This window comes from Marinoscillum sp. 108 (genome assembly GCF_902506655.1).
Lineage (GTDB): Bacteria > Bacteroidota > Bacteroidia > Cytophagales > Cyclobacteriaceae > Marinoscillum > Marinoscillum luteum.
This window is the reverse complement of sequence record NZ_LR734817.1, coordinates 24,407-37,331: the sequence shown is the minus strand read 5'-3', so window position 1 is coordinate 37,331 and position 12,925 is coordinate 24,407. Positions and strand designations below refer to the sequence as shown.

Here is a 12,925-nt window from a genome sequence, read left to right as displayed (position 1 = left end):
TTTATCCAAGCTTGTTGGTGATAATGTCTTCTATTTCGGCGGTAACCAGGTCGTTTTTCACTTCCTGGAGGGTCTCATTGGCAAAGGCATTGAGCATCAGCGCTTTTGCCCGCTTCTTGTTGATCCCTCTGGACCTTAGGTAAAAGATGGCTTCTTCATCCAGCTGCCCGGTGGTGCATCCGTGTGAGCATTTTACATCGTCTGCCCATATTTCCAGCTGTGGCTTAGTGTTCACCGTGGCTGTATCAGACAGGAGGATGTTATTATTGGACTGAAAGGCATTGGTCTTTTGAGCCTCCGGCCTTACGTAGATTTTACCATTGAAGACGCCACGGGAGTTTTCATCCAATATACCCTTGTAGAGCTCATTGCTGAAACAATTGGGCTTCAGGTGATCCACGGAAGTGTTATTGTCCACATGGGTTTTCCCTCCGAGCTGATAAAGACCATTCATGTGAGCTTCGCAGTTTTCTGCATCCACGTTGATGTAGATGTTATTTCTAATCAGCGCAGCTTTGAAGCTGAAGGTATTGGTATAAAACCTGGAGTCTTTCTTTTGAGTGGCGTAAATGCCCTCTACCGCATAGGTACCTGTAAGGTAATTCTGAATTTTGGTATACCTCAGTTCCGCATTGGCCTGCACATCTGCTTCAAAAATGGATACATTGAGCGTGTTTTGCTCTCCCCGGATAAAGGTCTTTTCAAAGATATTGAGTCGCGAACCGGTTTCACTGCTTACCAGAATTCTTGGGTAGACAATGGCGTCCTTGGCTGTACCATCTATGAAGTGGTAGATGAAGGTGTCTTTGTTGTCCTTGTTTTTGGCAGCTTTCAGGTAGATCCCCTGGTTGAAAAAAGCAAGATTGAGCAAGGCAAATGCATCCGTTTCGATGTGTGATATTTTTCCCAGCAACTGTGGGATATCGCTATGCTCCTTCAGTGCCTGATCATCCAATACCCGAATGGTGAGGTCGCTCGACGGACTCACGATGGTCGAATATTCTTCATTGAACAGGCCATTGACAAAGACCAGGTGATTGGCATCCGCTATCTGGTAGAATTGAGATTGACAATCGGCCTTTGAGAAGCTGGCAGGAGTAGTCTCCGCCGCAAAGTCGAATTGCTTGCCCAGTATCCTGCTGATAGGGGTGTACTTATATGCTTCGCTTTTTGGTGCTGGCAGGCCCAAAGTAGAAAACTGCTCCAAAGCACTTGTCTTAAGTGCTTTTAGTGGGCTCTCGTCTGCAAAATGCTGTCCGGCCCATTGCTGAAACTGCTCTGAAATGGTCTGCTCTATACTCAAAACTTCACTCATGATTTAATGCGCTTTTATACTGCAGCTACTTCTTCTTTGATCCAATCGTATCCCTTTTCTTCCAATTCGTAGGCCAGGGTTTTGTCTCCCGATTTCACGATGCGCCCCTGGTAGAGTACGTGTACAAAATCAGGCACGATGTAGTCCAGAAGACGCTGGTAGTGAGTTACTACGATGCTTGCCGTATCGGCAGATCTGAGTTTATTTACTCCATCTGCTACTATTTTAAGTGCGTCAATGTCCAGACCGGAGTCTGTTTCGTCCAAAATGGAAAGCTTAGGCTCCAGCATGGCCATTTGGAAAATTTCGTTTCTTTTTTTCTCACCTCCTGAGAAACCTTCATTCAGTGATCTGCTCAATAATGCCTGGTCGATATCTACCAGTTTCATTTTTTCCTTCATCTCTTTCAGAAACGAAACGGCATCCATGGCCTTGAGCCCACGCGCTTCACGCACCTGATTGACGGCAGTCTTGAGGAAGTTGGTGGTAGATACACCGGGTATTTCTACCGGGTACTGAAAGGCCAAAAAGATGCCCGCTCTGGCACGCTCTTCAGGGGCCAGGTCCAGCAGGTCTTTGCCCAGATATTCCACGGTGCCACCATCTACTTCATATTCTTCTCTTCCTGCCAGCACTGAAGCGAGGGTACTTTTGCCCGATCCGTTTGGACCCATGATGGCATGTATTTCTCCGGCTTTTACTTCCAGGTTGATTCCTTTGAGAATCTGCTTGCCTTCTATGGAGGCCTGTAGGTTATTAATTTTAAGCATTTATAAATGGTATTTTCTTATCCGACACTTCCCTCAAGTGTGAGGGCCAACAATTTTTGAGCTTCCACGGCAAATTCCATGGGAAGCTTATTCATGACTTCTTTGGCAAATCCATTGACGATCAGGGCCACGGCGCTTTCTTCATCAATGCCACGCTGCTGGCAGTAGAAGATCTGGTCTTCACCGATCTTGGAGGTGGTAGCCTCATGCTCCACTTGAGCAGAGCTGTTTTCCACATCTATGTATGGGAAGGTATGTGCACCACACTTGTCTCCCATAAGTAGCGAATCGCACTGAGAGAAGTTTCGTGCACCTTCAGCGCGCTTCATGATGTGTACCTGTCCGCGGTAGCTATTCTGCGATTTTCCGGCAGAGATACCTTTGGACACGATCCTCGACTTGGTGTTTTTACCAATGTGGATCATTTTGGTGCCTGTATCTGCCTGCTGGTGATTATTGGTGACTGCCACAGAATAGAATTCGCCCTGAGAGTTGTCGCCCTTTAGAATACATGAAGGGTACTTCCAGGTGACCGCAGAGCCTGTTTCTACCTGTGTCCAGCTGATTTTGGAGTTGTCGCCGGCACAAATGCCACGTTTGGTTACAAAGTTGTAAATCCCGCCTTTTCCATTTTTATCTCCCGGATACCAGTTTTGTACCGTGGAGTACTTTACTTCAGCATCTTTGGCAGCGTATATCTCCACTACCGCGGCATGCAGCTGATTTTCATCACGCTGAGGGGCCGTACAGCCTTCCAGATAGGATACATAGGAGCCTTCTTCAGCAACGATGAGTGTTCGTTCAAACTGGCCAGTATTGGCAGCATTGATGCGGAAGTAGGTGGAAAGTTCCATAGGGCATCTGACACCCTGTGGGATATAGCAAAAGGATCCGTCTGAAAAGACCGCAGAGTTCAGGGCAGCGAAGTAATTATCGGCGGCTGGAACTACTGATCCCAAATATTTTTTGATGAGCTCAGGGTGCTCCTGCACTGCTTCACTGAAGGAGCAAAAGATAATGCCACGTTCGGAAAGGGTCTCTTTGAAGGTGGTGGCCACCGATACAGAATCGATCACGGCATCTACAGCTACCCCGGTGAGCCTTTTTTGCTCATTGAGGGAGATTCCCAATCGCTCAAAAGTTTTGAGCAACTCAGGGTCTATCTCGTCCAGACTTTTGGCTTTCTTGTCCTGCTTGGGAGCGGAGTAGTATTTGATGTCCTGGTAGCCAATAGCGGGGTATTTGACATTGGGCCATCGTGGTTCTTCCATTTCTGTCCACCGCTTGTAGGCCTTCAGTCTCCAGTCTAGTAGCCACTGGGGCTCCGATTTCTTGGCTGAAATAAATCTTACAATATCCTCATTGATACCCAGAGGCGCCTCGTCTGCCTCAAAGTCCACATGCCATCCATGCTCATATTCTCTTGAGGTAAATTCTTCTAAGATTTGGTCGTCTTTACTCATAAAGATTATTCGATTCCTTGTATTACTTGCTTAACTCCCAAAAGCCTCGGAAGTTTTACAAAGTAAACACTTATTTATATTTATTCTAAATAAGAATCGAACTTAAAGACCTACAGCACTTGGGAATGTTGTTCTTTATTTAGAACAGTAGGTGTCTGTTCAGACTTTCTTCCAGAGAAATGAACGTTTCAGTACGCTCTATACCATCTACCTTCTGGATTTTGTCGTGAAGAACATCCTTGAGGTGTTTAGTGTCCCGGCAGTGAATCTTAATAAAGATGTTGTAATTACCCGTGGTGTAGTGAACTTTCACAATTTCAGGGATGTCTTTGAGTTGCTCTACTACGCTATCATATAAAGATGATTTTTGCAGGTAGATACCCATGAAGCAGGTGACGTCATATCCAAGCTTTGAGTAATCCATCTGAAGAGTGGTTCCTTTTACGACTCCCATCTCTTCCAGTTTCTTCATGCGGACATGCACGGTACCTCCTGAAACAAAGACCTTTTTAGCTACCTCAGTATAGGGTATTTTCGCGTCCTCCATCAATAGATTGAGGATTTTGAGGTCCACATTGTCAATTTCGTAATTCTTGCTCATCGTAACTGTGCTCGTTTCTAATTATTCAATAATAGATATGCAATTTTAAACAGTATCTAAATATAGAGCAAATTTATTAAAATATTTTTAATATTATATCTGTTCTATTACTTTTGAACTATCAAACTGGTTTTGGAAATGCCAAAGCTCATACTGTAGGAAATAATTATTAAGGAACAAAGCCTTGTGTTTTTAGAAATAGTCAAACGATTATTCTAAAATAGGCCTTGTGGAGGTTCGAATCCTTCTCCTATAGCCATCATTTTTGGGTTAATGTTGTTTATTGAATTTGGTCGTGGTAGGGGTGCCGCGGCCATTTTCTTTTTTAAGGCCTTCCGGTCGTGGCAGGATGCCAGTTCTGGGATCAAGCGGAATTCCTGTAGGGAGATTGCATTAAAGGTGGATGATGAAGTAGTAATCTGATACCTTATATACCTCAATCTAGTTGATTGGCCATTTACCCTTCATTTTCTTTGCATGCCCAAAGAAAACGAAGCAAAAGAAAAGGCACCAACGCAAAAAATCATTTTGACTCATCATATTTGAGCATTTTTTAGGAATTTTATTAGAGTCAAAATGATTCACACTTGCCTTGGATGCCCCCACCCTCCTTTGCGTCCTAACTTTTCTGAATTCACAGTGAATTAATTCGGTTTCGTAAAATATAACCATTTAGTGATAGCCCGCACAAATATTGCTTGATCCGGATCAATCCAGAAATCCGTGAAGGAACCTGAAATGGTCAGATCACCAAAGCCAAATCGAGGAGAGTGGCACATCCATCATCGGCCAGATCCAGGTCAGGCAGGTTCATGCCCCGCTATCGCCATTCCTTTTTCTGTCTTTAAGTGAATCAGTATGTAGGCTAAAACCTCTGTTTACGTCCAATTATGTGCTCATTGAATTTGGTTTTAGGCTCGTTCATTAAAATTTTATAGAATATCATTGATGTTTTGCCAAATAATGAATTGAAAAAATCTAAATTTGATTAGATGAAATCTAATTTTGGTGCTTCAAACGCACTTCAATTATCATTTTGTTAATAAATAGACACTCATTTGATTTGATGTGTAAATTTTAACTAAAAGAGTTGAAATTATTTTAATAAATCAATGGATGTACTAATTTTGAAAAATCAAAACGCATCGGAGACGCCGATGCAACTCACTGTAGGGTGATGAAATTGGCAGACATGCCCTCCTGTCTCGGGGGTGGAGATAAGGGATAAATTCCGGTTTCTTTCACGATAACCTATTTAGGTAAGTTATCGTGAATAGTCGGGGCTAACCGCTCTGTGGAGGTTCGAATCCTTCTCCTACAGCCATTTTTGGGTTAATGTTGTTTATTTGAATCTGGTCGTGGTAGGGGTGCCACGACCTTTTTCTTTTTATACCCACCTGTATGCGGTCGTGGCAGGATGCCAGGCTGCGCGCCCCGGACTACGTGCCCCGGGCTACGCGCCCCGGGCTACGCGTCGCGCAACCTTTTTCTTCTTTTACCCCTCCAATTATTTCTCTTTTTTCGGATTTTCTTTTATCACTAGGCGTGAGTCATAGGGTTCCGGGTTTGATTCCGGATCAAGCAATAAACTTGTGGGGAGATTGTGTGAAAGGTGGATAGTGATCCGTAATCTGATATCTCATATGACTCAATCCAACTGATTGGCTACTTACCCTTCATTTTCTTTGCTTGCCCCGGGCCGCGAAGGCAAAGAAAACAATTGGTTGTCCTACAGAAAGGCACCAACCTGGCCGGTCGCACACAAAAAATCATTTTGACTAATCCTATTTGAGCCTTTTTTTGGGAATTTTATTGTAGTCAAAATGATTCACACTTGTCCCGGCCGGGCAAGGCTTGGATGCCCCGCCCGCCTGAACGTTCCTACTTTTCTAAATTCACAGTCCATTAATCGGCTTTAAAAAATATAACTATATAGAGTTCCCCACACTAAATATTGCTTGACCCCCTTTTTCTTCTTTTACCCCTCCAATTATTTCTCTTTTTTCGGATTTTCATTTATCACCAGGCGTGAGTCATGGGATTCCGGGTTGGATCCCTTATTTATTGCACCCGGTCTGTCTGCTTGATCCCCGATAGGTGCCTACCTGTATAGCTAACAATGGTTTGTTTGAGATTTGAAATCTGCTACATTTGGTAGCGCTACAGGCGAGTAATGGCCATTGGTGGTTGTTAGTCGGTTGTTAGAGTGCATTGGATACACCATGAAAACCATTCCATTATTTCTGTTCATTTGTTGGATATTAGCTTTGATAGCTTATTTCATTTCCGTGCTTGGGCTTATTCGAACAAAAAATCAAAAGACGTTCAACACCTACTTTCTCAATCAAATTGACCAACTGTTATACCTGTTAATTCTTGGCTTACCGGGAGCCATGATTATATCAATGTTTTTAATGGGAACTGGAAACATGGTTTCTATGACACTATTACTCTTTACGGGATTAATATGTTTGTTGCCTGCTTGGATTGGGTTGCGGATGCGATTGAGACTGCTTGAAATTAATAAACACAGCTCTATTAACTTTAATGATAATTGGAGTCAATTCGAGCTGATTAACGACAAGGAATCCGAAATTTTTCCTAATTCAACAGAAACACATGCAATGTATTTCCATTTCAATAACCCTAGAACACCGTGGGGTCAATATGGAATATTAATTCTTACATCGAATAGTAGGAGGCCTGTTTCAACTATGCTCTTCGACTTTCCAAGATATGAAAAGCAGCTCCGAATTACTGTAGAGAGGAAGTCTGTGAGATTGAAGGAATTCAACAGTTTGCTAAAAGCACTCTAACAAACGATCATGGCGCATGGCCTTACTTAGTCATCCGCTATGAGATTGCCAAACATCCCGCTTATATGCCGCCAAGAATCTGATGTGCTTTCTACCCTCTTCTGCTCGTGGGAGTTTTTTACCTGCATGGCGCAGTGCATATCTGATACTTTGTGAACACCGACAGATAAGCTACTTTTATCGCAATTAATTAAGCTCAGAGGCCACAGCGCCATATCTGGGTAAGAATCAATTACAGCCAATGGACAAACGGAACATCTTCTCCGACAAGTTTGAGAAGAAATCAACTGACGAACTACTCAAAGTCATTAACGAAGGAGGTTATGAAAAGGAAGCCAAACTCGCGGCAATTTGGGAACTAGAACGACGAAACGAAGCAACGGATGAACAAAGAAACCATGCTAACCAACTAGCTGAGGAACAAGAACGCAAAAAGGCCAGTAAATTATCGGGTCAACGATATCAAACCTTTTGGCTTAGATTTTTTGCTGCTATCATTGACGGTTTTGTGATGTGGCCGATTGGATTTCTACTGAGCTATATAACCGGTTCTAACATTGGAGTAATTGTTATCATTGGTAACTTGCTAAACAGCTTTGCACCATATATCTATTCAATATTTCTTCATGGCCATTATGGACACACTCTCGGAAAAATGGCAATGGGTGTGAAAGTGGTGGATTTTGATAACGAGGACGAAATCGACCTCAACCAAGCATTCATAAGAGATAGTGTGCCTGTTGCTCTAATGATATTACTTTATGCTTACTCGTTTATCATATTCTATGGGAATGAAGGTTATGAACTACAAGCCGACTTTGTAACTCTTGCCCCAATGTTTTTCATAGGCTTACTAAATCTTCTATGGACAATTTTGGAGATCTTTTCGATGCTTTTCAACGACAAGTCAAGAGCAGTGCATGACTTAATCGCCAGAACTGTGGTAGTTCGAACGAGTTAAAAGCTTACAACAAACGTAGCAATTGAACAACCCTTCCAAAACCTAAAACATGATCGGTCATTTCAACCCAAACCTCAACTCCCAGGCGGGACGGCCCGACAGAATTCCGGGTGTGCGATGGCCCCGATCATGATCGGATAGGGTAGGAAGTGATCATTCTGTCATGATTTTTGGTTACTTTTCATCAAGGAAAAGTAACAGCCTGCCCGGCTTGAGGGCACCCCTATAGCCGGCAATGGTTTGATCAGGATAGAAAATCTGCTAAGATTTGGTAGTGAACGGTTGACAGCCAGGGGTTAACGAAGTTGAAATTATTGATTATCACTGAAAAATTTTAAAGCGTATGGAGAAGCTACCGAACGTACATCCTGGAGAGGTTTTATTAGAAGAATTTTTAAAGCCGATGGCGATTTCTGCCTATCGATTATCTAAAGATTTACATATTCCACAAACGCGAGTGAGCGAAATTCTTAAAAAGAATCGAAGAGTAACGGCAGATACAGCTCTACGGTTAAGCAAGTATTTTGGAACAACTCCTAAATTCTGGTTAGGTCTTCAAGACGACTATGACATAGAAGAGGCAATTGGAACTAAAACGGAAGAATTCGAAACAATAGAGAAAGTGACGACAGCCTAACAGACGTAGCTGCAGCACAACCCCTCCAAAATCTAAACATGATCGGTCATTTCAACCCAAACCTCAACTGCCAGGCGGGACGGCCCGACAGAATTCCGGGCGTGCGAGGGCCCCGATCATGATCGGATAGGGTCGGAAGTGATCATTCTGTCATGATTTTTGGTTACTTTTCATCAAGGAAAAGTGACAGCCTGCCCGGCTTGAGGGCACCCCGATAGCCAAGAATGCTTTGTTTAGGATTTCAAATTGGCTGGATTTGGTAGCATTACAGGTGAATCTGCCACTGAGAAATCTCTCTGCTTTCTACCAGGCTCAATTCGTAGCTTTTATCTTCTGAACACACTGCCACCTTGGATACTTTGAGCCCACTCCCTTGCCGGGCGCAGCACATTCATTAGTTTTATCGAATCTTGTCAAACTCGGAAAAACACATTTTGGCTGATTGTGACATAATATTAGGGTACAGAATGCAAAAAATCAGACCATTTGGTATTTCACTCATGCTGTGCTTATTGATTATTTCAGAGGCACTCGGACAGATCACAGACAATCACTTCGAAGTAAGAGTTAAGAATGACAATGCCGGAGAAATTTCGAATTGGCTTCACACCGGAGATGATCTTGGCGAAACACACTCATTGCACCTGTCAGCCCACCTGCTAAAAAAACACACCCTATATAATTTCAGGATTATCCTTGAAAGCACAGAGTACTCTGCCTTAAATATAGAGACGGCCGAGCCCAGAGATATACTGTTCACCGAATTAAACAGTCTACAAATAGCCATTGACAACAATAAATTCGGAGACCAGTCATTTTTCTTTTCCGGTGCCGGGGGGCTGTACTACATCCAGGGCAATAAACTCACGATAGGTGCTGCAGGTCAAAAATATTACATGCACAAATGGGTAATAAGTAAACTCTATCCTAAGAGGTATTGGATCTATGATCGTTCACCTGTCAGGGACATTTTCGTGCCTTATGTTGAATTAAAGTACGGTCATAACCAGTTGCTTTTCAAAACCGCTCATTCGAGCTTGTTTACGGTCAATAATTTGGAAAGCAGGGTAGCCGGCAAGTTTCATTTCTCCGGCATTGGGGCAAGAACGTACTTCGATTTAAAATTGAGTGTGGAGCGATTTAACATACAGGATGTAGATATTGAATTGGAAGGCTTTTATCTGACAAATATCACGCAATATCAAACCGCCTATTTGCAAATAGGGACAAGGATTAACTTCGAGCATATGGCCGTCTATACCCAGATCAATCAGCCAATAAAGAAATACCTCGACAACCCGCTGATTAAATATGATGATATGGAATTACAATTTAACTATGGCTTTCTGTTCGTCTTTTAGCGGAGTGGGTGGGGTTTTGATCTTTCCGAACCCCACATGGCTAACAATGGTTTGTTTGAGATTGGAAATCTACTACATTTGGTAGCGTTACAGGCGAGTAATAGCCATTGGTGGTTGTTAGTCGGTTGTTGTATGCCATAACTGTTATGCAGAACACCACTGAAAAAGTAAGGAGAATAAAGGTTGATGCCCTGTATGGGAAGAAAAAACATTTTAATGCGGCAGACCGCAATCAATCAATTCATTATAGAATTGGTGTACCACTTATAGTAATTAATGTAATAACCGGTTCAATACTATTCTATGCTTTGACAGATGGAATTGCTGGTTGGATAAAGTATTTCCCATTAGTCCTCTCATTTGTTTCTGCCCTATTAGTTGGATTCCAGACATATTTTAATTTCCAAAAGAAAGTTGAAGGTCATAGACGAATTGGCAATAGATATCTCGCTATAATGAAAAAATGTGATCGCCTCTTGGGTTACTTTGCAGATAATGCAGTTTCTGAGAGCGAATTGATCGACAGGTTGGAAAAAATTGCTCATGAAATCGAAGAAATAAATAAGGAAGCAGAGTCTTTACCAACTAGTGACAAGGACTATAAACTTGCAAAAGCAGGAATTGAAGCTGGTGAAGAATCATATACTGAAAATGAATTAAACTTATAATTGATGTCCGCTTCTATAACCACCTATTTAAAGGATCTGTCTTACTCATACTACCTAAAAAAGAGCTCTGACGAAATAGCTAAGATTAACACGTCGAAAACCAATCTTTTGAATAATTTAAATTCAGCATTGGGATATAGGATCAAAAGGTCATTTGTTTTTGGGTCTTACGATCGAGACACAATCTTACCGAGATCTGTTGACTCCAATTCAGACATTGATGTGATGGTTATTTTTAACCATACGGAATATGAACGTACTCCTGAAACATATAGAAATTGGTTAAAGACATTTGCGGATAACAATTATAAAAGTCGATATGGTTCAGACGTGGTTAAATCTTTTCCTACTGTAACAATTAGGTTAGGAAATATTCACTTTGATCTGGTTCCTGCCAAAGAGGAGACGTGGGGCTGGTCATCATCAAATATCTATATTCCGGATAAATCATATGGTTGGCAATCTACTGATCCGTCTGATGTTAAAACTAGACTTACAGATGCGAATACCCGATTCAATCAAATTGTAAAACCAATAATAAGACTCTTGAAGGCTTGGAACTCAACAAAAGGTTACCCCTTTGATTCATATGAGCTTGAATTAGCAATAACTGACATGAACTTTAGTGGTGACAATATTGAAAGTGGCTTCTTTTATGCCGTTAACTCACTACCAAGTTCATGGCGTGACCCTCAAACCAAACAAGACAAGATTAATAGCCTAAGGTACAACATTGAGAACGTGAAAAACTGTTTAGCTAGATACGATATAAATTCAGCTAAAAGCTGGCTGCACAGGGTACTTCCATATGCTTAGAACGGCATACAACAAACGTAGCTCTTACCCAACCCCTCCTACATCTAAATAGGATCGATAGGCTTGTACAAAGAGTTAAAATCATCCAGCCGCCTGGTTCGTTTCGGATACTTTGAGCCCACTCCCTTGCCGGGCGCAGCACATTTCACTATTTTACGACGATTAAGCCAGTGGCAGGTGGGTGTGAAATACTAGTGGAAGCATTCCAAATCCGTCAAGCCAATGATTAATCTCAGCCCTATGAAACCAACCAAACGTGCCCAGTTAGGAATTTTAGCATGGCTGTTACTAGCTGGAAGACAGGCAAGTAATAGTTCTGTTGAATGATTAACCGAATGATCACCACTTTCAAACCTTGAAATGATGAATAGAAGAGATTTTATAGAGAAAACAGCCCTCCTTGGATCGGCAGCATTTTTACCCATCTCGGCTTTTTCCAGCCATAAGGGCCCTCAATACAAGATGGGACTCCAGCTCTACACCGTCCACAAAGACATGACCAGCGATACCATTGGCACTTTGAAAGCGGCAAAGGCCATGGGTTATGAGGATTTTGAGACGTTTGGGTTTGATAGTGAAAAAGGCACTTTTTATGGATACCAATCCTCTGAGTTCAAAAAAATACTGGATGACCTGGAGATCACAGCCTCCAGTGGGCATTATGGGTTTTCTGCCTACCTTCATCAGCCCGAAGATGACTTAAAGCGATTTGTTGATCAGTGTTTAGAAGGCGCTCGTGCTCTGGATATGAAATACATCACCTGGCCCTGGATAGCACCAGAGCAGCGGACCATGGATAATTATAAGCTGATGTCTGAAAAGCTCAATGTGATAGGGGAGCAGGTAACCAGCGGAGGCCTTGGCTTTGCCTATCACAATCATGGTTTTGAATTCATCGACCACAATGGCGAAAATGGCTTTGATGTCATTTTGAAGGAAACGGATCCTTCACTGGTGAAACTGCAGATGGATATGTATTGGGTCATGCACTCTTCGCCTTACACGCCCAAGGAGTTAGTGAGTCAGCAGCCGGGGCGGTATGTCATGTGGCACATCAAGGACATGGATAAAGTGACCAGGGATTACACTGAGCTCGGCAATGGTGCCATCGACTATGTGGAGATCCTCCCGGACCCTGTCGAATCCGGACTGGAGTTCTACTTCCTGGAGCAGGGCGGAAACTACGCGCACAGCCCCATGAAAAGTGTAGCTGACAGTGCTGATTACTTTAAAGAGCATTTGCAACAATACCTCTGAGTTGAAGGGTTTGCGCTAAAATTGCTGTTATCACTTGCAATATTGTTGCAAATACGCAAAATTGCTACCTCATCGTTACCCAGGCAGCATATGATACACGTCTTTATTACCGACATCCAAACCAGCAAACAATCGGAGCAGGTTATTGGGCACCTGAATAATCATTTTCCCCAATGGAGATTTCATGTGGACCTGAATGAAACAACTAAGCCTTACCCTTGTGGGCATACCATTTTGAGGGGAGCAGGTGATCTCCTACA

Annotated in this window: 10 protein-coding genes; 6 read left to right on the top strand and 4 right to left on the bottom strand. The window is 42.6% G+C overall.

The window, feature by feature from the left end; translation table 11 throughout:
* Nucleotide 1 precedes the first annotated feature (1 nt).
* From sufD to GV030_RS17500, 4 genes are all read right to left on the bottom strand, one after another.
* Nucleotides 2-1,315 carry a Fe-S cluster assembly protein SufD gene (sufD, locus tag GV030_RS17515; protein ID WP_159584658.1) on the bottom strand — a complete coding sequence of 438 codons (1,314 nt, stop codon included), beginning with the start codon at nucleotides 1,313-1,315 and terminating at the stop codon, nucleotides 2-4.
* Nucleotides 1,316-1,329: 14 nt separating this feature from the next.
* The gene (gene sufC / locus GV030_RS17510; RefSeq protein ID WP_159584657.1) at nucleotides 1,330-2,085 is read right to left on the bottom strand and encodes a Fe-S cluster assembly ATPase SufC; all 756 of its coding nucleotides are present in this window, start codon (nucleotides 2,083-2,085) and stop codon (nucleotides 1,330-1,332) included.
* Nucleotides 2,086-2,102: 17 nt separating this feature from the next.
* Nucleotides 2,103-3,548, bottom strand: a complete 1,446-nt coding sequence (gene sufB / locus GV030_RS17505; protein ID WP_159584656.1) for a Fe-S cluster assembly protein SufB — start codon at nucleotides 3,546-3,548, stop codon at nucleotides 2,103-2,105.
* A gap of 139 nt (nucleotides 3,549-3,687) precedes the next feature.
* Nucleotides 3,688-4,149: an Lrp/AsnC ligand binding domain-containing protein gene (locus tag GV030_RS17500; protein WP_159584655.1), complete on the bottom strand. Its 462-nt coding sequence runs from the start codon at nucleotides 4,147-4,149 to the stop codon at nucleotides 3,688-3,690.
* A gap of 3,057 nt (nucleotides 4,150-7,206) precedes the next feature.
* Here GV030_RS17500 and GV030_RS17495 point away from each other — a divergent pair.
* The 6 genes from GV030_RS17495 (at nucleotide 7,207) to GV030_RS17470 (ending at nucleotide 12,665) form a co-directional block, all read left to right on the top strand.
* Nucleotides 7,207-7,926 carry an RDD family protein gene (locus tag GV030_RS17495; protein WP_159584654.1) on the top strand — a complete coding sequence of 240 codons (720 nt, stop codon included), beginning with the start codon at nucleotides 7,207-7,209 and terminating at the stop codon, nucleotides 7,924-7,926.
* 343 nt (nucleotides 7,927-8,269) lie between these two features.
* Entirely contained in the window at nucleotides 8,270-8,563 is a 294-nt protein-coding gene (locus GV030_RS17490) for a HigA family addiction module antitoxin (RefSeq protein WP_159584653.1), read from the top strand.
* Nucleotides 8,564-9,030: 467 nt separating this feature from the next.
* A complete protein-coding gene (locus GV030_RS17485) occupies nucleotides 9,031-9,924 on the top strand; it encodes a hypothetical protein (protein WP_159584652.1) in 894 nt (297 codons plus the stop codon).
* A 146-nt stretch (nucleotides 9,925-10,070) separates the two neighbouring features.
* Complete coding sequence (locus tag GV030_RS17480) at nucleotides 10,071-10,592, top strand: SLATT domain-containing protein (protein WP_159584651.1); 522 nt, start codon at nucleotides 10,071-10,073, stop codon at nucleotides 10,590-10,592.
* Between the two features lie 3 nt (nucleotides 10,593-10,595).
* Nucleotides 10,596-11,408, top strand: coding sequence for a nucleotidyltransferase domain-containing protein (locus GV030_RS17475; protein WP_159584650.1), 813 nt, complete (start codon nucleotides 10,596-10,598; stop codon nucleotides 11,406-11,408).
* 360 nt (nucleotides 11,409-11,768) lie between these two features.
* The gene (locus tag GV030_RS17470; RefSeq protein ID WP_255465528.1) at nucleotides 11,769-12,665 is read left to right on the top strand and encodes a sugar phosphate isomerase/epimerase; all 897 of its coding nucleotides are present in this window, start codon (nucleotides 11,769-11,771) and stop codon (nucleotides 12,663-12,665) included.
* The last annotated feature ends 260 nt before the right edge of the window (nucleotides 12,666-12,925 follow it).